This window comes from Falsiroseomonas selenitidurans (assembly GCF_012103215.1).
In the GTDB taxonomy this organism is placed as follows: domain Bacteria; phylum Pseudomonadota; class Alphaproteobacteria; order Acetobacterales; family Acetobacteraceae; genus Falsiroseomonas; species Falsiroseomonas selenitidurans.
The window spans coordinates 132,135-152,642 of the sequence record NZ_JAAVNE010000006.1 but is presented as its reverse complement, the minus strand read 5'-3'; the positions used below and the strand labels follow the sequence as shown (position 1 = coordinate 152,642).

Here is a 20,508-nt window from a genome sequence, read left to right as displayed (position 1 = left end):
GCGCATCGGCGGCTGCCTTTGGGCATCATCACCCGGTTCGGGGGAAGCGGAAGACAGGACGATGGACGCGACTGCAGAGAACACGCCGGCCACGGCGGAAGCCTACGACATCGCCCGCATCATGCAGGCGATCCCCCATCGCTTCCCCTTCCTGCTGGTGGACCGGGTGGTCGACATCATCCCCAACGTCTCGGCCATCGGCATCAAGAACGTCTCGATCAACGAGAATTTCTTCCAGGGCCATTTCCCGCAGCACCCGGTCTTCCCCGGCGTGCTGATCATCGAGAGCATGGCGCAGACCGCCGCCGTGCTGGTGGTGGAGACGCTTGGCCCCACGGCCCAGGGCAAGCTGGTCTATTTCATGACGGTGGACAACGCGAAGTTCCGCAAGCCGGTGGTCCCCGGCGACCAGATGCGGGTGCATGTCACCAAGGAACGCCAGCGCGGCAACATCTGGAAGTTCACCGCCGAAGCCAAGGTGGATGGCAAGGTGGTGGCGGAAGCGAGCTACGCCGCCATGATCCTCGACAAGTGAGCGAACCTGCCCGCGTGGACGCCGCCAGCCAGCCCGCCTTCATCCATCCCGCCGCCCATGTGGCACCGGGCGCCCAGATCGGCGCCGGCTGCCACATCGGCCCCGGCTGCATCGTCAGCGCCGAGGCGGTGCTGGAGCCGGGCGTGGAACTCATGGCCCATGTCGTGGTGGATGGCCGGGTGCGGATCGGCGCCGGGGCGAAGGTGTTCCCCTTCGCCACCATCGGCCTGCCGCCGCAGGACCTGAAATACAAGGGCGAGCCCACCGGCGTCGTCATCGGCCCGCGCACGCAGATCCGCGAGCATGTCACCATCCACCGCGGCAGCACCGGCGGCGAGGGCATGACGCGCATCGGCGCCGACTGCCTGCTGATGTGCGTCGCGCATGTGGGGCATGACTGCCGCATCGGCGACGGCGTCATCATCGTCAACAAGGTGATGCTGGCCGGGCATGTGGAGATCGGCGACTTCGCGCTGATCCAGGGCGGCGCCGCCGTGCAGCAATTCGTCCGCATCGGCCGCATGGCCATGGTGGCCGGCATGTCGGGGGTGGAGCGCAACGTGCTGCCCTATTCCCGCGTGAAGGGCTTCCGCGCCAAGCATGCCGGGTTGAACGCCATCGGCATGCGCCGCCGCCTGGGCCTGACCAAGGAGCAGGTGGTGGTGGTGGCCCGCGCGGTGCACGACCTCTATCGCCAGGGCCGGCCGGAGGAGACCGCCGTGGCGCTCCTCCCCGCCTATGCCGGCAATGAACTGGTGGAGGAAATCCTGGGCTTCGCGCGCAACCGCGGGCGGCACGGGCTGGTGCCCTTCGGCCGCTGGTCGGACGAGGAGGATGGCGGGGAGGGGTCTTGAACACGCTCGGCCTCATCGCCGGCGGCGGCATCATGCCGCTGCGGGTCGCCGATGCTGCCCGCCGTTCCGGGCGCCCCGTCTTCGCCGTGCTGATCGAAGGCTTCGCCGACCCGCGAAACTGGCGGGAATGGCCGCATGAGGTGGTGCGGATCGGCGCCGTCGGCCGGATCCTGGGCGCGCTGCGCCACGCCGGCGCCCGCCAGGTGGTGCTGGCCGGCCGCGTCGCCCGCCCCTCCTTCCTCTCGCTGCGCCTGGATGGGGAAGGCGTTCGCCTGCTGGCGCGCGTCGGCCGCAAGGCGATGTTCGGCGGCGACGACGCGCTGCTGACCGCCATCGTCGCCGTGCTGCGGGAGGAGGGATTCGAACCCCTGGGCGCGCAGCAGATTTTCGCCGCGCTGCTGATGGAAGCCGGCTGCCCGACCCGCGCGCAGCCCGATGCCGAGGCGATGGAGGATATCCGCCGCGGCATCGCGGTGGCCCGGCAGCTCGGCCTGGCCGATGCCGGCCAGGGCTGCGTCGTGCAGCAGGGGCTGGTGCTGGCGCTGGAGGCGATCGAGGGCACGGATGCCATGATCGCGCGCTGCGCGGCGCTGGCGCGCGAAGGGCCGGGCGGGGTGCTGGTGAAGCTGGTGAAGCCGGCGCAGAGCCGCCTGGTGGACCTGCCGGTGATCGGGCCGGACACCATCCGCGCCGCCGCCGCCGCAGGGCTGCGCGGCGTGGCGATCGAGGCGCGATGGAACAACCATGTGGGGACCATCGTTCTCGACCGCGAAAGCACCATATCGGATGCCGACGCCGCGGGGCTGTTCCTGCTGGCGCTCGATCCCAGCCGAATCCTGCAGGATGAAGGGACAACGCCATGAGCCAGGGCTCGCTGCTCCACACCATGATCCGGGTGGGCAATCTCGAACGCAGCGTGGAATTCTACACGAAGCTGCTGGGCATGAAGGAGCTGCGCCGGCGCGACGTGCCGGACGGCAAGTACACGCTGGTCTTCGTCGGCTATGCCGAGGAATCGACCGGTGCCGCGGCGGTCGAGCTCACCTACAACTACGGCACCGAGCAGTATGAGATGGGCACCGCCTTCGGCCATCTGGCGGTCGGCGTGCCGGACATCTACGCCACCTGCGACAAGCTGCGTGCCGGCGGGGCGAAGATCACGCGCGAGCCCGGGCCGGTGAAGTTCGGCACCACGGTCATCGCCTTCGTCGAGGATCCGGACGGCTACAAGATCGAGCTGATCGAGCGGAAGTAGCCTCGCCGCATGGCGATCCTGACGCCGCTGGAGGACGCGCTGGCCGGCGTGGCCGATGCGGCGCGGGCGCTGGCGGGGCGGGAGCGGGTGCGGCTGGCCGTCACCGGCCTTTCCCGGGCTGGCAAGACGGTGTTCCTCACCTCCCTGGTGGCGAACCTGCTGGCGGCGGGGGCGGGGGTGAACACCCTGCCGGCGCTGGCAGCCGCTTCCGGCCACCGGCTGCGCGGCGCCCGGCTGGTGCCGCCGGGCGTGGAATCAACACCGCGCTTCGACGCGGCCGCGCATCTGGAGGCGCTTGCCGCCGACCCGCCGCGCTGGCCGGCGCGTACCGAGGACCTCTCCACGCTGGAGATCGCGCTGGATCTCGCCCCGGCCTCCCTGCTCGGCCAGGCGCGGGGCTGGGTGGCGGGGGAAAGGCGGGTCACGCTGGAATTGCTGGATTATCCCGGCGAGTGGCTGCTGGATCTGCCGATGCTGGACCAATCCTATGCCGATTGGTCGCGGGAGACGCTGGCGCGGCTGCGCCAGGGCAGGCGGGCCGCGGCGGCGGCCGATTTCCTCGACTTCGTCGATGCCCTGCCCGCCGCGGCGCGGGACGACGAGGCGTTGGCGCGGCAGGGGTTTCGGCTGTACCGCGCGGCGTTGCTGCGCTGCCGGGACGACCTCGGCTTCCGCTTCCTGCAACCCGGCCGGGCGCTGAACCCCGGGCCACGGGGGGAGGCGCCGCTGCTGTGGTTCTTCCCGCTGCCCGGCGGGGCGGGCGGCGATCTCGGCCGGCTGCTGGCGCGGCGCCATGCCGCCTATTTGGCCGACCAGCGCAGCGCCTTCTTCGAGCCCTTCTTCCGCCGCTTCCGCCGGCAGGCGGTGCTGGTGGATGCCCTCGGCGCGCTGCATGCCGGGGAGGAAGCCTTCGACGACACCGCGGCGGCGCTGGCCGCCATCGCCGCGTCGCTGCGGCGCGGCGGCGGCTGGCTGAACCTGCTGACCGGGCAGGGCGTGCAGCATGTGGGCTTCGCCGCCACCAAGGCGGACCATGTGCCGGAGCCGTCGCGCGATTCGCTGGTCGGGCTGCTGCGGGATCTGGTGGGGCGGGACACGGCGGCGGCGGGGGGCGCCACCACCTCGGTCCATGCCATCGCCGCGCTGCGCTGCACGCAGGACGATGTGGCGCGGGTGGAGGGGCGGGACGTGGCCGCGGTGCGCGGCGTGCTGCTGGAGGGCGGCCGCAGCGCCCGCATCTACCCCGGGGAGGTGCCGATCCGCCGCCCCGGCCGTGATTTCTGGCAGCATGGCGAATTCCGCATGCCGGTGTTCCGACCCCCCCGGCTGAAGGGTGACGGCATGGCCGGGATGCCCCATCTGGGCCTGGACCGGATGCTGGCCGCGGTGATCGGAGACCTGTTGTGAGCGAAACCCCCCGCGGCCCGCGGATCCTGACGGACGACGCCCCGGCGCCGCGGCTGGATTTCGGCTGGGATGTCACCGTGGCCCCGGTGGCCGTGACGCCGCCGGCCGGCCGCCGCGGCTGGTCCGCCCCGGCGCTGGCGGCGGCTGGCGTCGCCGTGCTGCTGCTGGGGCTCTCGGCGATCGATGTCGGCGGCTATGTGGCGGACCAGTTCACCCGCGCCCCCTGGCTCGGCTGGCTGACGCTGGGCGTGGCGGTGGCCGGCTACGGGCTGATCCTGGCGGCCATGCTGCGGGAATTGCGCGGACTGGCCGGCCTCGGCACGGTGGAGCGCGGGCGGGCCGCGGTGGCGCGCGGCGATTTCGCGGCCGCCCGCGCGGCGCTGCTGGACTGGGCGGGGCGGCTGCCGGCGGCTCAGCCCATGCTGCCGGCGCTGCGCAAGGCGCCGGATCTGCCGACGCTGCTCGCGCTGCTGGAAGCCGGCCCCCTGGCGGCGTTGGACCGCCAGGCGGTGGCCGCCGGCCGCGCCGCGGCGCTGCAATCCCTGGCGGCGACGGCCATCGTGCCCTCCCCGGCGCTGGACGGGCTGTTCATCGCCTGGCGCGGCCTCCGCCTGGTGCGGGAGGTGGCGGTGATCCACGGGCTTCGCCCGGGGCTGCTCGGCACGCTGAAGCTGCTGCGCCGGACCTTGTTCGAGGCCGGGGCGGTGGCCGCCGCCGATGTGGCGATCAACGCGGCGGTCACGGCGGTGACCACCAACCCGCTGGTCGCCTCCGTGGTTGGCGATGCTGCCTCGGGCGCGGTGGCGGCGCGGCGGATGCTGCTGCTGGCCCGCGCCACGGCCCGCGCCTGCCGCATCGTGGAGCCGCGCTGAGGCGCATCAGCCCCCGGCCGCGGCCGTGAAGCCGGCGCCCGGCGCAAGGGCCGGAGCACTCACCCCAGGCTGAGATTGCCCCCGTTGAACTGCTCATAATCCACGCCGCGGAGGTGCAGCACGTCGCCATTGCCCAGGTCGAGGCCGATATCGGTGTCGTACTGGTACATCCGGTCCACCACCTCGCTCACCGAGCCGAACCCGAAGCCGTTCAGCACCAGCAGGTCCTCGTTCGGGTTGAAGTCGCCGATCGTCTCGAAGCCATCGCCACGATTGACCACGAAGGTGTCGCGCCCGGCCTCGCCGAACAGCACGTCCGTGCCGCCCGCGCCCAGCAGGGTGTCGTCGCCGGCGCCGCCCAGCAGCCAGTTGCCGCCGCCATCGCCGGTGATCCGGTTGGCCAGCGCATTGCCGACGCCGAAGGGCGTGCCGCCCACCAGCACCAGATTCTCGATGTTCTCGTACAGGTAGTAGCCATCGGCGCTGTCGGCGAAGACCGTATCATTGCCCTCGCCGGCCTGTTCGAACACCCAGTCCATGCGCTGGCTGGCGAGGAACAGGTCATCGCCATTGCCGCCATACATCCGGTCGAAGCCCTGGTGGCCGTCCAGGCTGTCATTGCCCTCGCCGCCCACCAGCATGTCCTCGCCGTCGTCGAAGCCGCCGAACAGGCTGTCGTCGCCGGCCATGCCGAACACGCTGTCGGCGCCGAAGCCGGCATCGACCGTGTCGTTGCCATCCTCGCCCAGGATGAAGTCGTCGCCATCCTGGCCGTGCAGCAGGTCCTGGCCCTCGCCCCCCAGCAGCGTGTCGGCGCCGGCGCCGCCCGCCAGGCTGTCATCGCCGGCCAGCCCGCCCAGCAGGTTGCCCAGATCATTGCCGACGATGGCGTTGGCCGAGCCGTTGCCATAGCCATGGATGCCGGTGCCGCCTTCCGCGCTGCCGCGCAGCATCAGGATCTCGAGCTGCTCGAACAGCGTGTAGCTGGCGCTGCTGTTGACGTAGTCTGCCGTGCCGCCGCCCGGCTGTTCCACCACCACGTCGGAGGTGTCCTCGACGTAGTAGAGGTCGTTGCCGGTGCCGCCCACCATGGTGTCCGCGCCGAAGCCGCCCACCAGCGTGTCGTCGCCCGCCGCGCCATCCAGCGAATCGCGGCCGGCGCCGCCGGACAGCAGGTCGTTGCCGCCGCCGGACTGGACCACGTCGTCGCCATCGCCGCCCAGGATCAGGCTGGCCGAGCCCAGCAGCGTGTCGGCGCCCGCGCCGCCATCGATCAGCGCGGCGCCATTGGCCTCGATCCAGTCATTGCCCTCCGCGCCCGAAAGCGTGCCGGCATGGCCGAGGGCGGAGATGCTGTCGTCGCCGGTGCCGCCATCCAGCACGCCGGTGCCGCCGACCGCGATGACGGTGTCATTGCCGGCGCCGCCCTGCAGCAGGTCGCCGGCGGTGCCGGCCTCCAGCCGGTCGTCGCCATCGCCGCCGGAGAGCAGGCTGGGCTGGCCGCCGGTATTGCGCAGGTAGTCGTTGCCGTCCTCGCCATACAGCGCCTGGGCGCCGCCGGCGCTCAGCGTGTCGTCGCCAAGGCCGCCCAGCAGCGTGGCGAAGCCGGTGCCGCCGGTGATCACGTCCGCCCCGGCGCCGCCATCGAGGCGGGTGGTCGCGCTGCCGCCGGTCAGCGTGTCCTGGCCCTCGCCGCCCGACAGGGTGGCGCCACCGCTCAGCACATCATTGCCGAGCCCGCCCTCCAGCTGCCCGGCCAGGCCGTCCAGCGTGTCGTTGCCCGCGCCGCCCTGCAGCAGGATGGCGGCGGCATCGCCGGAAAGCCGGTCCTCGCCATCGCCGCCATCCAGCGTGGCGCCGCCGGAAAGGTCGTCATTGCCGGCCTCGCCGCGCAGGATGGCACCGGGGTCGCCGCGCAGCGTGTCGTTGCCATTGCCGCCGGACAGGTCCAGCCCGCCCTCCAGGTAGTCATCCCCGGCCTCGCCGAGCAGGATGTTGCCGGTCTCGCCCAGCAGCGTGTCGTTGCCGTCCGCGCCCCAGAGCGAGGCGGCACCGGTATCGGCCCCCAGCAGCAAATCATCGCCGGTGCCGCCGTTGAGCCAGACGCCGCCCTGCAGCTGGTCGTTCTCCGAACCGCCGGCCAGCGTCGCGCCCAGCCCGCCCAGCAGCGTGTCGGCGCCGCCGCCGCCGCGCATGAAGGAGCCGCCCTGGATGAAGTCGTCGCCGGCCTCGCCTTCCAGCAGGCCGTTGCCGTTGGAATCGGTCAGCCGGTCATTGCCCTGGCCGCCCAGCAGCGTGTCCGCCCCGGCGCCGCCTTCCAGCAGGTCGTCGCCGGCCAGGCCGGTCATCACATCGTCGCCGTCGCCGCCGTCGATCGTGTCGGCCTCCGCGCCCCCGCGGAAGCTGTCGGCGCCGCCGAAGCCGCGCAGTTCCGTGGCGCTGTCCGCGGCGATCAGCGAATCGGCGAAGTTGCTGCCATAGGCGGCTTCGAAGCCGGTGATGGAATCGGCGCCGTCCGGGCCGCTGGCGCTGCTGGCCAGCAGGTCCACCACCACGCCGCCGCTGGCATCGAGGTAGGAGATGGTGTCGATGCCGGCGCCGCCGGCCATGGTGTCGTTGCCGCCGGCGCCGCTCAACAGGTCGCGGCCCTCGCCGCCATCCAGCACATCGTCGCCGGTGCCGCCCACCAGCCGGTCATTGCCCGCGCCGCCCAGCAGGGTGGCGGTGCCGGTGCCGCCATCCAGATAGTCGTCGCCGTCGCCGCCGGCGATGCTGGCGCCATCCGCCCCGGCATAGAGGCTGTCATTGCCGCCGAGGCCCGCCAACGTGTCGAAGCCGTCCAGCCCGAAGAACTGGTTCGCCGCCTCATTGCCCAGCATGCTGTCGGCATAGGTGGTGCCGCCGACATTCTCCACGCCGCCGATGGTGCCGGTGGCGAAGTCGCCGGTGCCGAAGCGGCCGGACTGCAGGTCGACCACGAAGACGGAGGCGTCGGTGCCGCCTTCCACCCCGTCGAAATCGACGCGGTCGGTGCCCTCGCCGCCCAGGAGGGTGTCCTCCCCCGCGCCGCTGCGGATGTAGTCGTCGCCGGCGCCGCCATCGATGCTCTCATAGCCGGCGCCGCCGAGGATGGTGTCGTTGCCCTCCTGGCCAAGCAGGGTGTCGGCATCGATGCCGCCGATCAGCGTGTCGTTGCCGCCGCCGCCGCCCAGGATGTCGGCGCTGGCGCCGCCATCCAGGTTGTCGTCGCCCTCGCCACCCTCCAGCGTGTCCACATCCGCGCCGCCGCGCAGGGTGTCGCGGCCATCGCCGCCGCGCAGGAAATCGGCGCTTTCGTCGCCCGAGACGTAGTCATCCCCCTGGCCGCCATCGATGTTGTCGCCAGCCTCGCCGCCGAACAGCGTATCGGCCCCGGCCTCGCCGGCGATGCTGTCCTGGCCGGTGCCGCCGAAGATCCAGTCGGCATCGTCGCCGCCGGCCAGGCTGTCCGCGTCATCTCCGCCATTCAGCGTATCCGCACCGGCGCCACCGATCAGCCAGTCCACCCCGGTCTCGCCGTTCAGCTGGTCGGCCCCGCCGCCGCCCGAGAGGGTGTCGGCGTCGGTGCCGCCATTCAGGGTGTCGTCGTCCTCGCCGCCATCCAGCGCATCGGCACCCTCGCCGCCCAGCAGCAGGTCGATGCCGTCGCCGCCGCGCAGGAGGTCCGCCTGGTCGCCGCCCACCAGCGTGTCGGCGCCCGCGCCGCCATCCAGCGTGTCCGCGCCCTCGTCGCCATCCAGCCGGTCATTGCCCTCCTCGCCGGCGATGCTGTCGCTTTCCAGGCCGCCGAAGGCGGTGTCGGCGCCGGCGCCGGCGCTGATGACATCGGCGCCGCCCATGCCGAACAGGCTGTCATCGCCATTGCCGCCGAACAGCGTATCGCCGTCATCCAGCCCGTAGAGGGTGTCGGCGCCTTCGCCGCCCACCAGCAGGTCCGCCCCGGCATCGCCGTTGAGCTGATCATTGCCGGAGGAGCCATCGATGGTGTCGTTGCCGAGCTGGCCGTAGATGGTGTCGGCGTCCGAGGTGGGCGGGCCGCTGACGCCGGTGGATTGGAAGCCCGGAACGATCACGTCGTCGTTGTCGGTGCCGACGATGGTCGCCATGACGATTCCTGATCCCGCTACGACAATTGCAGACGCCGACTATCCCCTGTGCCGTTCCCCGACACAACGCGGGAAACATGTCGCGGGGGTGACGATTAATGAGACGGCGGTTGCAGGCCGGGGGGCCGTTGCGACCCGCCGCTGCGGGTCGCTTGAGTCGGCCGGCGTTTTCAGAAGGCCAGGCGGGCCGTCGTGCCGGGCTGCTGCGGCGCCGCCGGGCCAGGGACGGCCGCGGCCGGGCGCGTCGCGGGCGGCATGGGCGGCGCGATGGCGGCCAGGTGGGCATCGATCGCCGCCAGCACATCCTGGCCGGGCCAGGTGCCGGCGCCATGCCGCCCGGACTGCGCCAGCCCGTCCGGCTGCGCCGCATAGGCGGCGAAGCGGACCAGCTTGGCCGCCGGGATGCGCACGCCGCCGCTGGACTGCACCGGGGCGATGACCGCGCTGCCATCGGCTTCCAGCCGCACATTGACAGGGCCGAACAGGCCGGCGGCGGTGATCGCCTCGGCCAGACGATGCGCCTCCATCCGCGCCGCCTCCTCGAAGGGCAGGCGCAGCAGCGGCGGCAGGTCGCCCGGCGGCAGGCTGGCGGTCCGCGGCGGGCGGCTGACCGGGACGCGGGCGATGCCGAGCGGCAGGTGGGCGGCGGCTTCCGCGGCGCGCATCGCCTCGGCCCGCGGCATGCGGCCGGGGGCGCTGGGCTCGCCCACCGGCCGGTCGCGCGGGAACAGCACCGCATGCCCCCAGACGCAGCCGACCAGGCCCATGGCGCCGAGCGCAAGCTGGGTGGGCAGCGGCAGGTTGGAGACGGCGATGATGGCGCTGGTCCAGATGGCGGTGCCGACGAAGCCGGCGATCCAATAAGTCACCTTGGAGACGGTGCGCATGACATCCTCCGCGCACGATGAACCAATCACCGCGCATTAATTGTTTTTTTAGACGTTCTCCCCGAAAGTGGTCAAGAAAAATCAACCGACCGCCCTCCCGGGCGGCCGGTCGGCATTCTCACGATCCTGTGTGCGCGGTGTTCCGGGGCAGCGGATCAGCCCGCCGCGGTGGCCTCGATCCGGGCGATCGCCTCCGCCTTGCCCAGCGCCACCAGCACCGCGTCGATCGGCGGGCTCTGCGTGCTGCCGGTCAACGCCACGCGCAGCGGCTGCGCCACCTGGCCCAGCTTCACGCCCTTCACCTCGGCATAGTCGCGCAGCCACTGTTCCAGATCCGCGCGTTCCCAGGGCGCCTCGGCGAGGAAAGCGGCGAGGTTGCCCAGCCGCTCCCGCGCCTCCGGCGTCAGCAGCGCGGCCGCCTTGGCGTCGGGTTCCGGCACGCCATCGGCCATGACGAACAGGGCGCCTTCCGCCAGCTCGTTCACCGTGCGCGCCCGCGCCTTCAGGTCCGGCATCAGGGCGCGCAGCCGCGCCGCGGCGATGGTGCCGAAATCCACCCCCTGCCGGGTGAAGCGGGCCAGCACCTCGCGCACCAGGCGGTCATCCTCCGCCGCGCGGATATAGACGCCGTTCAGATGCGTCAGCTTGGCGTAGTCCATGCGGGAGGCGGCGCGGCCGACATCGGCGAGGTCGAACAGCGCGATGGCGCGCTCGCGGTCGACGATCTCCTCGTCGCCATGGCCCCAGCCCAGCCGCAGCAGGTAGTTGCAGACCGCTTCCGGCAGGAAGCCCTGGTCGCGGAACTCCAGCGCGCCGACGGCGCCGTGGCGCTTCGACAGCTTGGCGCCATCGGCGCCATGGATCAGCGGGATATGCGCGAAATGCGGCCGCCGCCAGCCCATGGCGTCGTAGACCATGCATTGGCGGAAGGTGTTGGTCAGGTGGTCGTCGCCGCGGATGACATGGGTGATGGCCATGTCGTGGTCGTCCACCACCACCGCGTGCAGGTAGGTGGGCGTGCCGTCGCTGCGCAGGATGATCATGTCGTCCAGCTCGGCATCGGCGACGCGCACCTCGCCCTGCACCAGATCCTGCACCACCGTCTCGCCGCCCTTCGGCGCCTTGATGCGGATGGCGGCCGGCAGGCTGGGCGCCTGGCCGGGCTCCAGGTTCATCCAGCGGCTGCCATCGTATTTGAACGGGCGCTTGGCGGCCTCCGCCGCCGCCCGCATCGCCGCCAGCTCCTCCGGCGTGTCGTAGGCGAGGTAGGCGCGGCCGGCCGCCAGCAGGGCGTGCGCCACCTCCGCATGGCGGGATTCGCGGCTGGTCTGGAGCACCGGCGGCTCGTCCGGGCTCAGGCCGAGCCAGTCCAGGCTGTCCAGGATCTGCTGCACCGCCTCGGTGGTGGAGCGGGCGCGGTCCGTATCCTCGATGCGCAGCAGGTACTGGCCGCCATGGTGGCGGGCGAACAGGAAGTTGAACAGCGCGGTGCGGGCGCCGCCGATGTGCAGGTAGCCGGTGGGGGAGGGGGCGAAGCGCGTGCGGACCGACATGGGGGCGGGTTTCCGGCTCGATGGAGGGTGGCGGGCTCGATAGCGCGGATCGCCGGCCGCGCCCAACCCCGGGGCCGACCGGGGGCATGCCGGCGTTGCTGGCGCGCCGGGAATCCGCCACCATGGGTTGAGATGTCCCTCACGCTGTTCCCGCCGATGCTGGCGCGCCCGGCCGACCGGCTTGCCGGCTGGGGGGCGGCGCAGCTCGGCGCGCAGCATGGCCGCCTCGCGCCCTGGCTGGCGGTGGCGCTGGGATCCGGGGTGCTGCACTACTTCGCGCTGGCCGAGGAACCGGCGCCCTTGCCGGCCTGGCTGGCACCGGCGCTGGTCCTGGCCGCCGCCTGGCTGGCGCGCCGCCGACCGCTGGCGGGCTGGCTGCTGGGGCTGCTCGCCGCCTTCCTGCTCGGCCTGTGGCTGGCCGGCTGGCATGCCGCGCGCCAGCCGGCGCCGCTGGTGCTGCCCTATGGCGCTGTCCAGCTGGAGGGCCGCGTCGCGGTGGTGGAGGCGCTGCCCGCCGGGCTGCGGGTGACGCTGGCGGCAGCGCGGCTGGATGCGGCGCCGCCCGTGGCGCGCCATCTGCGCGTGCGGCTGCGCGCCGACGACCCGGCCCGGCCGCAGCCCGGGGACCGGCTCGCCGTCCGCGCCCTGCTGCGCGAGCCGGGCGCGCCGGTGGTCCCTGGCGGCTACGACTTCCAGCGCGCGGCCTTCTTCTCCGGCCTTGGCGGGTCCGGCTTCGCCCTGGGGCCGGCGCTGGTGGCGCCCGGGCAGGGTGGCGGCCTGGCCGGCCTGCGTGCGCGGCTGGAGGCGCTGGTGGCCGCCGCCATTCCCGGCGCCGCCGGCGGCGTGGCCGCGGCGCTGCTGACCGGCACGCAGAGCGGCATCCCGGAGGAAGCGCTGGCGGCGATGCGCGATTCCGGCCTGGCGCATCTGCTGTCCGTCTCCGGCCTGCACATGGCCATCGTCATGGGCCTGGTCTTCGGCGTGCTGCGCCTGGCGCTGGCCCTGGTGCCCTTCGTCGCGCTGCGGGTGCCGGGCAAGGCGCTGGCGGCGCTGGGCGCGCTGGCGGCCGGGGCGGGATACATGCTGCTGACCGGGTCCCAGGTGCCGATGCAGCGCTGCCTCGGCATGGCGGCGCTGGTGACGCTGGCGCTGTTGGCCGGCCGCCGCGCCCTGTCGCTGCGCGTGCTGGCGATCGCAGCCGCCCTGGTGCTGGTGCTGGCGCCGGCGGAACTGCTGGGGCCGTCCTTCCAGATGTCCTTCGCCGCGGTGCTGGCGCTGATTGCGGGCCATGACGCGGTGCGGCCCTGGCTGGGGCGGCGCTGGCCTGGCTGGGGCGGGCGGCTGTTGCTGGCGGTGGCGGGGCTGGCGGTGACCTCCGCCTTGGCCGGGGCGGCCACGGCGCCCTTCGGCCTGCACCATTTCGGCCGGCTGCAGGTCTTCGGCATCCTGGCCAATGCGCTGGCGGTGCCGCTGACCTCGCTGCTGGTGATGCCGGCGGCGCTCGCGGCGGTGCTGGCGCTGCCGTTCGGGCTGCAGGGCTGGCCGCTCTGGCTGATGGGCTGGGGGGTGGAGAGCATCCTGGCCGTGGCCCGGCTGGTGGCGGCGCTGCCGGGCGCGGCGCCGGCCTGGGTGCCGCTGCCAGGTTGGGCCTTGGCGCTGGCGGCCCTCGGCTTCTGTTGGCTGTGCCTGTGGCGCGGCGCGCTGCGCCTGGCCGGCGTACCGGTGCTGGCGGGGGCGCTGGGGGCCGGCATGATGGCGACGCCGCCGGACCTGCTGGTGTCCGCCGATGCGCGGATCGTGCTGCTGCGGACGGGGCAGGGGGTGTTCCTGCACCGGATGCCCGGCGCCCGCGCCTTCGTGCGTGACTCCATGCTGCGCGCGCTGGGCGCCAGCACGGCGGAGCCCCTGCCGGTGGCAGGCGAGGCCGCGGGCGGCGCCCTGCGTTGCACGCCGGAGGCCTGCCGCTTCCGGCCGCATCCAGGCGGGGTGGAAGCGGTGCTGCTGCGGTCCCCGCCGGTGCCCCGCGGCGGCCGCAGCCCGCCGGTGGAGCCGGGCGCCGCCTGCGAGGCCGCGCTGCTGGTGGCGCTGGCGCCGATCGCCGGGACCTGCGGCGCGGAGCGGATCGACCGCTTCACCCTGTGGCGGGAAGGCGCCCAGGCCGTCTGGCTCGACCCGCCGCTGCGCCACAGCGACCGCGCCTGGCGCGGCGACCGCCCCTGGGTGCCGCCGCCACCCCTGCCGGGGCGGGCGGAGAGCCTGCCGATGGCGCCGCGGGACCCGACAGGATCGTAATGGTTCGTTAGTGTTTTGGCGGCAAAATCTTCGTCAGGGGGAAACCCCGTCGGCCTTCATGAATTGTGGAAGACAATGCCTGGCCAGCAAGGCCGGGCTGCATGACATGGGCGGAAAGGGCATGACGATGACAGTGGCAATCATGCTGGGGGCGGGCATGGCAACCGGGGCGGTGGCCCTGGCGATGTGGCAGCGGGTGAATGCCTGGCGCGCCACCCGCAGCAGCGAGTGGGACCCCTACTGAACCAGGCCTCCACCCGCCCGGCTTCCTCCTCAGTACTTCCGCAGCAGGCCGATCAGCCGCCCCTGCACCCGGACCCGGTCCGGGCCGAAGATGCGCGTCTCATAGGCCCGGTTTGCGGGTTCGAGCGCCACCGAATTGCCGCGCCGGCGCAGGCGCTTCAGCGTCACCTCCTGGTCGTCCACCAGCGCCACCACGATGGACCCGTTCTCCGCCGTGTCGCCGCGCCGGATGATGACGGTGTCGCCGTCCAGGATCCCGGCCTCCATCATCGAATCGCCGGCAACCTCCAGCGCGTAGTGTTCGCCGCCGCTCAGCAGCGTGGCCGGCACATCCACCATCGCCGTGTCCCGCGTCGCCTCGATCGGCAGGCCGGCGGCAATCCGGCCATAGAGCGGCAGCGCGACCGAGCCGGCCTCGTTCGCCGCCTTCTGCACGCCCGCCAGGCCCGGGGCGAAATGGCCGCGGATGACATTGGGCACGAAGGCCGGCTGCGCCGGCGGGGCGGGCGGCGGTGGCGGGGCAGCCTGGCGCGGCGCCATGCTCTCCGGCAGTCGCACCACTTCCAATGCCCGGGCCCGATGCGCGCGCCGCTTCAGGAAGCCGCGTTCCTCCAGCGCCGTGATCAGCCGGTGGATGCCCGATTTGGACTTCAGCCGCAGCGCGTCCTTCATCTCCTCGAAGGAGGGCGAGAAGCCGGTGGCGCGCAGATGCTTGTCGATGAACATCAGCAATTCATGCTGCTTGCGCGTCAGCATGACGGCCTCCGGCGCGCGGGGTGCAGGGGCATCTGCAGGGGCAACTGCAAGGGCATCGGCGATCTCCACCGCCGATGCTCCGGGCGATACGCCCCCGAACAAACAAGCAACCGGCGTGGATGTTCTATGTAGGTTCCAGCCGGCGCGTCAAATGTTTTCCACACCCCTTGGCGAAAGCCACTCCAGGACGGGGTCCCGGGCGGGTCTCAGATGCCGTGCTCGCCCAGCAGGATCGCCGGCACCTCCGCCCCTTCCGGCAGGGCCGGGGCCAGGACGGGCCTGAGGATCAGCGCCTGCGCCCGCGCCAGGTTGGCCAGCATGGAACTGTCCTGCTGCGGGAAGGGGGTGGCGACCTGCCGGCCGGCCGAATCGCGGTGCAGCGTGGCGCGCAGATGGTCGAATCGGCGATCATTGGCGGCCAGCGCCGCGCCGGCGCGCACCGTGGTGGTCGGCGGCGGCGCGGCCGGCAGGCCGGACATCACCGCCAGCGCCGGCAGCAGGAACTGGACGCCGCAGACCAGGGCGGCGACCGGGTTGCCCGGCATCCCCAGCACCGGTACGGCGCCCAGCCGCCCCCAGATCAGCGGCTTGCCCGGCCGCATGGCGATCTTCCAGAAATCCAGCGCGAAGCCTTCCTCCCCCAGCGCAGCCTGGATCAGATCATGCTCGCCGACGCTGGCGCCGCCGGTGGTCACCAGCAGGTCGCAGCCCCGCACGGCGGCGCCGGCGGCAATGGCGCCCCGGTCATCGCCCGCGATCGGCAGCACCATCGGCTGTCCGCCGCCGGCGCGGATCAGCGCCGCCAGCGCATGCGCGTTGGAGGAGACGATGCCACCGGCCGGAATCGGCTCCCCGGGCAGGGCGATCTCATCCCCGGTCGCCAGGATGCCGATGACCGGGCGGCGATGCACCGCCAGCCAGGGGTGGTTCGCCGCCGCGGCCAGGCCGATGTCGCGCGCGGTCAGCTGCCGGCCGGCCGGCAGCAGCACCGCGCCGGCCGTGAAATCCAGGCCCTGCGGGCGGATCCAGCCGCCGGGCCGCACCGCTTCCCGCACCGTCACCCGGCCCGCCGCGGCCTCCGCATCCTCCTGCAGCAGGATGCCATCGGCGCCCGCGGGCACGATTCCGCCGGTGAAGATGCGCACCGCCTCGCCCGGGCCGACGCGGCCGGCGAAGGGGTGGCCGGCAGGCGCCGCGCCGATCACCGCCAGGCTGGCGCCGGCCACCGCCTCCGCCGCGCGCACCGCATAGCCATCCATGGCGGAGACATCAGCCGGCGGCTGCGTCAGCCGCGCCACCACGGGCCGCGCCAGCACCCGGCCCCAGCCTTCCGCCAGCGCCACCGTCTCCGCCGCCACGGGCCGAAGGGCGGCGAGGATGCGGTCGCGCGCATCGTCCAGCGGGATCATCAGCTCGCCTCGTAGGTCCCGGATTTTCCGCCGGATTTGTGCACCACGCGCACCGACTCGATGCGCATGCCCCGGTCGGCGGCCTTGCACATGTCGTAGATCGTCAGCGCCGCGACGCTCACCGCCGTCAGCGCCTCCATCTCCACGCCGGTCTGGCCCGTCACCTTCACCAGCGCCTCGATCTCCACCGCGTCGGGCTCCACCGGGGTCAAATCCACCGTCACCTTGGCCAGCGCCAACGGGTGGCACAGCGGAATGAGGTCCGCGGTGCGCTTGGCGGCCATGATGCCGGCGATCCGCGCCACGCCCAGCACATCCCCCTTGCCGACCTGCCCCTGGCGGATCAGCGCCAGCGTCTCCGGCGCCATGACGATGCGGCCGCGGGCGATGGCGGTGCGATCGGTGTCCGCCTTGGCCGAGACATCCACCATGGCGGCGGCGCCGGCGGCGTCGAAATGGGTCAGGCGGGGCATCTACAGCGCGGTGATCAGCCCGCGCGCCGCTTCCTCCACATCCGGCTGGCGCAGCAGATGCTCGCCCACCAGCAGGCAGCGGGCGCCGGCGCGGCACAGGCGGCGCACATCCTCGGGCGTGCGGATGCCGCTTTCGCCGACCGGGATGCGGTCCGCCGGAATCTGCGGGATAAGCTCGTCCGATACCGCAAGATCGGTCACCAAGGTCTTGAGATTGCGGTTGTTCACCCCGATCAGCCGCGTCTCCAGCCCCAGGGCCCGCTCCAGCTCCCGCGCATCATGCACCTCCGCCAGCACGGCCATGTCCAGCGACCGGGCGATATCCTCCAGCTCATGCGCCTGCTCGTCGGACAGGGCGGCCAGGATCAGCAGGATGGCGTCCGCGCCCATCGCGCGCGCCTCGAACACCTGCCAGGGATGCACCATGAAATCCTTGCGCAGCACCGGCAGGGCGCAGGCGCCGCGGGCCTGCACCATGTGGCCGAGATCGCCCTGGAACCAGGGCGCATCCGTCAGCACCGACAGGCAGGCGGCCCCGGCGCGTTCATAGGCGCGGGCCAGTTCCGCCGGCTCGAAGGGTTCCCGGATCAGCCCGCCGGAGGGGGAGGCGCGCTTGATCTCGGCGATCAGCCCGACGCGGCCCTCCGCCACGGCGGAACACAGCGCGCCGGTGAAGTCGCGGGTCGGGCCGGCATGGCGCGCCTGGTGTTCCACCTCGGACAGCGGCATGGCGGCCGAACGCTCCCGCACCTCCTCGTATTTGTCGGCGAGGATGCGGGCCAGCGTGTCGGACAGGATGGGGGCGGCAACATTCATCGGGGCGGGTGCTCGGCTTCGGGGGGCGGCGCGGCGGCCTGGCGCAATCGGTCCAGCACGGCCAGGGCCGCGCCGCTGTCGATCGCGGCGGCGGCCTTCGCGGCGCCGGCGCGGATGTCGTCCACCTTGCCGGCCACCACAAGGGCGGCGGCGGCGTTCAGCAATACGCAATCGCGATAGGCGCCCTGCGCCCCCTGCAACAGCGCCAGCAGCGCCGCCGCATTCTCCGCCGGATCGCCGCCCTTGAGTGCGGAGGCCGGGGCGCGCGGCAGCCCGGCATCCTCCGGCGAGACCGCGAATTCGTGAATGCGGCCATCCCGCAATTCCACCACCTGGGAGGGCCCGGCCAGTGTCAGCTCGTCCAGCCCCTGGCCATGCACCAGCCAGGCCCGCTGGGTGCCGAGCCGCCCCAGCGTCTCCGCCATCGGGCGCAGCCATTCCGGCGCATAGACGCCCGTCATCTGCCGCGTCACCCGCGCCGGATTGGCCATCGGGCCCAGCAGGTTGAAGATGGTGCGGGTGCCGAGTTCCATGCGCGGGCCGGCGGCGTGGCGCAGCGCGGCGTGGTGGCGCGGCGCCATCAGGAAGACCATCCCGGCCTTTTCCAGCACCCGCGGCAGCGCCTCCAGCGGCGTTTCCATCACCGGGATGCCCAGCGCGGAGAGTGCATCCGCGGCGCCGGAACGCGAGGACAGCGCGCGGTTGCCGTGCTTGGCCACCTTCACCCCGCAGCCCGCCACCACCAGCGCCGCGGCGGTGGAGATGTTCAGCGTGCCGGCGGCGTCCCCGCCCGTGCCGACGATGTCCATCGCATCCGGCGGCGCCTCCACCGGGATCATCCGGGCGCGCATGGCGCGCACCGCGCCGGTCATTTCCGCCACCGTCTCGCCACGCACCCGCATGGCCATCAGCAGCCCGGCGATCTGCGCCGGCGTCGCCTCCCCGGCCATGATCATGCCGAAGGCGACCTCCGCCTCGCTCTCCGCCAGCCGCTCCCCCGCCGCCAGCCTTCCCAGGATCTTTTTCATGCTGCCGCGGTCACAGTGACGGAGGTGTTTCTGTGGTTCGAGTCTGCCAGGACCTTGTTCATGTTGCGCCAACGGGAAGGGCGGTCGCCGTGGGAAAAGCGTTTCTCCGCGTGGAGAGCGCCAGGAAATTCCGCAGGATGTCGTGGCCGTGTTCGCTGGCGATGCTCTCGGGGTGGAACTGCACGCCCCACATCGGCAGGTCACGGTGCGCCAGCCCCATCACCAGGCCGTCCGCTGTGCGGGCGGTGGGGATGAGGGTCTCCGGCAGATCCTCCACCACCAGGGAATGGTAGCGGGTGGCGCGGAAGGGGGAGGGCACGCCGGCGAAGATGTCGGTGCCGCCATGCGTCACCTCCCACACCTTGCCATGCACCGGCTCCGGCGCCCGCACCACCTTGCCGCCGAAGGCCTGGCCGATGGCCTGGTGGCCCAGGCACACCCCCATCAGCGGCAGGCGTCGCGCGGCGGCGGCGGCGATCAGGTCCAGGCAGATTCCCGCCTCGTTCGGCGTACAGGGGCCGGGGGAGAGCAGGATGGCCTGCGGATCCAGCGCCATCGCCGCCTCGACCGAGAGGGCATCGTTGCGACGAACCTCGACCACCGCTCCAAGGTCGCCCAGGAAGTGGTAGAGATTGAAGGTAAAACTGTCGTAGTTGTCGATCAGGAGGATCATGCGTTCGGATCGTCGTCCCGGAACCGCGGCGAATCAAGGGGCGGCTGCCGCATACGGGGCTGTCGGCCAGCGGGAGGTACTCTAAAGTCAATCTAGGCAAGGGCCATGGAGAGCGTCGCCGATGGACGGACCCAGTGCATACCACGATGGCCACGCGCTGGCCCGCCGGATCGATCCGGAGATGGCGGATCGTTACCTCCGGCATACGCTGATCGGCGATCCGCAGGCCGATGCCGCCTGGAAGGCGATGAAGGGCCATCCCGCCGCCAAGCAGAATGAATGGATCCGGTTGGCAATCGAGGAAGGGCCCGCGGCCATTCCCGATGCACCGCAGGCGCTGCGCGACCTGATCGCCGAGGCCGAAATCGTGCCGCCTTGGTTCGATTCCAAAGCAACCCTGCCGGCGTGCCGCGCCTTCCACCGCGATTCCGGCATGATCATCGTGGCCTTCGTCGGCGCCGTCCTGATCGAGGGCTTCGCCACCCTCGTCAGCAAGTCCTTCAGCATCACCGGAAGGCTGGTGGACCAGGGGCTCCGACGGTTGAAGCAGAACAACCGGCACCTGGTGGAGGTCTTCCTTCCGGGCGGCCTCGACCGTCATGGCGAGGGGTGGAAATTGTCGGTCCGCATCCGGCTGATGCACGCCAAGGTGCGCAGCCTGCTGGCGGTATCCCCGGAATGGGACACGGAGGCCTGGGGCACGCCGCTGAGCTCGGCGCATCTGGCCGCGGCGGTTGCCGGCTTCTCCGCCCGGTTGATGCATCGGGCGGAACAGGTCGGCGTGACGATGTCGCAGGAAGAACAGCAATCCTTCATGCTGGTCTGGCGCTACACGGGCCGCCTGATGGGCCTGCACCCCGATTGGGATCCGGAGCTCGAGACCATGCAGAAGGCGCTGCACATGATTCGGATCGGCGCCATGTGCGAGCCGCCTCCGAGCATGGAGGCGATCATCGTGGCGAATGGCCTCATCAACTCCGCGCCGATTGTGTCCAACGTCACCGAGCCGGCAAAGCGCCGGGCCATGGCGCGGCGCATCTACGGGATTTCGCGGGAACTGATCGGCGATGAATTGGCCGACCAGCTGAAATACCCGCCGGCCGGCCGTTTTGGGGCGCTGGCGGTGCTGCGCTGGACCAACCGGGCCGAGCGCCTGCTGAACCGGGTCTTCCCCGCGCTCGGCCGGCGCCACCGGATGGGGCAGTTCCAGCAGATGATGGCGCTGTCCTACTATGCCGATGGCGGCCTCAGCTATCGGATGCCGGCCCATGTCCATGCCGAGCGGGACAGGTCAGACTGATCCCGCAACT

18 protein-coding genes are annotated in these 20,508 nt (G+C 72.3%); 9 read left to right on the top strand and 9 right to left on the bottom strand.

What is annotated here, in order from left to right; all coding sequences use genetic code 11:
* The first annotated feature begins 61 nt into the window (after positions 1–61).
* Genes fabZ through HEQ75_RS29015 form a run of 6 tightly spaced genes read left to right on the top strand, consistent with a single transcriptional unit; the run spans position 62 to position 4,923 of the window.
* Positions 62–535 carry a 3-hydroxyacyl-ACP dehydratase FabZ gene (gene fabZ, locus HEQ75_RS06075; protein WP_168028189.1) on the top strand — a complete coding sequence of 158 codons (474 nt, stop codon included), beginning with the start codon at positions 62–64 and terminating at the stop codon, positions 533–535.
* Positions 532–1,389 (top strand): acyl-ACP--UDP-N-acetylglucosamine O-acyltransferase, encoded by an 858-nt coding sequence (gene lpxA / locus HEQ75_RS06070; protein WP_328733452.1) that lies wholly within the window; start codon positions 532–534, stop codon positions 1,387–1,389. Before fabZ ends, lpxA begins: the two co-directional genes overlap by 4 nt.
* Complete coding sequence (locus tag HEQ75_RS06065; RefSeq protein ID WP_268887718.1) at positions 1,386–2,252, top strand: LpxI family protein; 867 nt, start codon at positions 1,386–1,388, stop codon at positions 2,250–2,252. The genes lpxA and HEQ75_RS06065 overlap by 4 nt, the downstream gene beginning before the upstream one ends.
* Entirely contained in the window at positions 2,249–2,644 is a 396-nt protein-coding gene (gloA, locus tag HEQ75_RS06060; protein WP_168028187.1) for a lactoylglutathione lyase, read from the top strand. The genes HEQ75_RS06065 and gloA overlap by 4 nt, the downstream gene beginning before the upstream one ends.
* Before the next feature lie 9 nt (positions 2,645–2,653).
* Positions 2,654–4,051 carry a YcjX family protein gene (locus tag HEQ75_RS06055; protein WP_168028185.1) on the top strand — a complete coding sequence of 466 codons (1,398 nt, stop codon included), beginning with the start codon at positions 2,654–2,656 and terminating at the stop codon, positions 4,049–4,051.
* Positions 4,048–4,923 (top strand): DUF697 domain-containing protein, encoded by an 876-nt coding sequence (locus HEQ75_RS29015; protein ID WP_168028183.1) that lies wholly within the window; start codon positions 4,048–4,050, stop codon positions 4,921–4,923. Before HEQ75_RS06055 ends, HEQ75_RS29015 begins: the two co-directional genes overlap by 4 nt.
* 59 nt (positions 4,924–4,982) lie before the next feature.
* On the opposite strand, the gene HEQ75_RS06045 is transcribed toward HEQ75_RS29015, so the two are convergent.
* From HEQ75_RS06045 to gltX, 3 genes are all read right to left on the bottom strand, one after another.
* Positions 4,983–9,068, bottom strand: coding sequence for a beta strand repeat-containing protein (locus HEQ75_RS06045; RefSeq protein WP_168028181.1), 4,086 nt, complete (start codon positions 9,066–9,068; stop codon positions 4,983–4,985).
* 170 nt (positions 9,069–9,238) lie between these two features.
* On the bottom strand, positions 9,239–9,955 hold the full coding sequence (locus HEQ75_RS06040) for a hypothetical protein (protein WP_168028179.1): 717 nt from the start codon (positions 9,953–9,955) through the stop codon (positions 9,239–9,241).
* A gap of 155 nt (positions 9,956–10,110) precedes the next feature.
* Positions 10,111–11,508, bottom strand: coding sequence for a glutamate--tRNA ligase (gene gltX / locus HEQ75_RS06035; RefSeq protein ID WP_168028177.1), 1,398 nt, complete (start codon positions 11,506–11,508; stop codon positions 10,111–10,113).
* A 132-nt stretch (positions 11,509–11,640) separates the two neighbouring features.
* Here gltX and HEQ75_RS06030 point away from each other — a divergent pair, with 132 nt between their 5' ends.
* Both HEQ75_RS06030 and HEQ75_RS28730 read left to right on the top strand, forming a co-directional pair.
* Positions 11,641–13,800, top strand: a complete 2,160-nt coding sequence (locus HEQ75_RS06030; RefSeq protein WP_235961322.1) for a ComEC/Rec2 family competence protein — start codon at positions 11,641–11,643, stop codon at positions 13,798–13,800.
* A 121-nt stretch (positions 13,801–13,921) separates the two neighbouring features.
* Positions 13,922–14,044, top strand: coding sequence for a hypothetical protein (locus tag HEQ75_RS28730; protein ID WP_268887717.1), 123 nt, complete (start codon positions 13,922–13,924; stop codon positions 14,042–14,044).
* 29 nt (positions 14,045–14,073) lie between these two features.
* Here the strand turns inward: HEQ75_RS28730 and lexA are convergent, their stop codons facing one another.
* The 6 genes from lexA to HEQ75_RS06000 all read right to left on the bottom strand — a co-directional run bounded on the left by lexA (position 14,074) and on the right by HEQ75_RS06000 (position 19,198).
* Positions 14,074–14,799: a transcriptional repressor LexA gene (gene lexA, locus HEQ75_RS06025; RefSeq protein ID WP_168028175.1), complete on the bottom strand. Its 726-nt coding sequence runs from the start codon at positions 14,797–14,799 to the stop codon at positions 14,074–14,076.
* Positions 14,800–15,005: 206 nt separating this feature from the next.
* A complete protein-coding gene (locus tag HEQ75_RS06020) occupies positions 15,006–16,208 on the bottom strand; it encodes a molybdopterin molybdotransferase MoeA (RefSeq protein WP_168028173.1) in 1,203 nt (400 codons plus the stop codon).
* Positions 16,208–16,681 carry a cyclic pyranopterin monophosphate synthase MoaC gene (moaC, locus tag HEQ75_RS06015; protein WP_168028171.1) on the bottom strand — a complete coding sequence of 158 codons (474 nt, stop codon included), beginning with the start codon at positions 16,679–16,681 and terminating at the stop codon, positions 16,208–16,210. The genes HEQ75_RS06020 and moaC overlap by 1 nt, the downstream gene beginning before the upstream one ends.
* A complete protein-coding gene (gene trpC / locus HEQ75_RS06010; RefSeq protein WP_168028169.1) occupies positions 16,682–17,497 on the bottom strand; it encodes an indole-3-glycerol phosphate synthase TrpC in 816 nt (271 codons plus the stop codon).
* Positions 17,494–18,525: an anthranilate phosphoribosyltransferase gene (gene trpD / locus HEQ75_RS06005; protein ID WP_168028167.1), complete on the bottom strand. Its 1,032-nt coding sequence runs from the start codon at positions 18,523–18,525 to the stop codon at positions 17,494–17,496. The genes trpC and trpD overlap by 4 nt, the downstream gene beginning before the upstream one ends.
* A gap of 58 nt (positions 18,526–18,583) precedes the next feature.
* Complete coding sequence (locus tag HEQ75_RS06000) at positions 18,584–19,198, bottom strand: anthranilate synthase component II (RefSeq protein ID WP_168028165.1); 615 nt, start codon at positions 19,196–19,198, stop codon at positions 18,584–18,586.
* A 121-nt stretch (positions 19,199–19,319) separates the two neighbouring features.
* On the opposite strand from HEQ75_RS06000, the gene HEQ75_RS05995 reads away from it, so the two are divergent.
* Entirely contained in the window at positions 19,320–20,498 is a 1,179-nt protein-coding gene (locus HEQ75_RS05995) for an oxygenase MpaB family protein (protein ID WP_168028163.1), read from the top strand.
* Positions 20,499–20,508 lie beyond the last annotated feature (10 nt).

Coding starts and splice junctions, on each gene's coding strand:
- fabZ (WP_168028189.1), top strand. CDS start 62: ATGGACGCGACTGCAGAGAACACGCCGGCCACGGCGGAAGCCTACGAC.
- gloA (WP_168028187.1), top strand. CDS start 2,249: ATGAGCCAGGGCTCGCTGCTCCACACCATGATCCGGGTGGGCAATCTC.
- HEQ75_RS06055 (WP_168028185.1), top strand. CDS start 2,654: ATGGCGATCCTGACGCCGCTGGAGGACGCGCTGGCCGGCGTGGCCGAT.
- HEQ75_RS06045 (WP_168028181.1), bottom strand. CDS start 9,068: ATGGCGACCATCGTCGGCACCGACAACGACGACGTGATCGTTCCGGGC.
- HEQ75_RS06040 (WP_168028179.1), bottom strand. CDS start 9,955: ATGCGCACCGTCTCCAAGGTGACTTATTGGATCGCCGGCTTCGTCGGC.
- gltX (WP_168028177.1), bottom strand. CDS start 11,508: ATGTCGGTCCGCACGCGCTTCGCCCCCTCCCCCACCGGCTACCTGCAC.
- HEQ75_RS06030 (WP_235961322.1), top strand. CDS start 11,641: ATGTCCCTCACGCTGTTCCCGCCGATGCTGGCGCGCCCGGCCGACCGG.
- HEQ75_RS28730 (WP_268887717.1), top strand. CDS start 13,922: ATGACGATGACAGTGGCAATCATGCTGGGGGCGGGCATGGCAACCGGG.
- lexA (WP_168028175.1), bottom strand. CDS start 14,799: ATGCTGACGCGCAAGCAGCATGAATTGCTGATGTTCATCGACAAGCAT.
- HEQ75_RS06020 (WP_168028173.1), bottom strand. CDS start 16,208: ATGATCCCGCTGGACGATGCGCGCGACCGCATCCTCGCCGCCCTTCGG.
- moaC (WP_168028171.1), bottom strand. CDS start 16,681: ATGCCCCGCCTGACCCATTTCGACGCCGCCGGCGCCGCCGCCATGGTG.
- trpC (WP_168028169.1), bottom strand. CDS start 17,497: ATGAATGTTGCCGCCCCCATCCTGTCCGACACGCTGGCCCGCATCCTC.
- trpD (WP_168028167.1), bottom strand. CDS start 18,525: ATGAAAAAGATCCTGGGAAGGCTGGCGGCGGGGGAGCGGCTGGCGGAG.
- HEQ75_RS06000 (WP_168028165.1), bottom strand. CDS start 19,198: ATGATCCTCCTGATCGACAACTACGACAGTTTTACCTTCAATCTCTAC.
- HEQ75_RS05995 (WP_168028163.1), top strand. CDS start 19,320: ATGGACGGACCCAGTGCATACCACGATGGCCACGCGCTGGCCCGCCGG.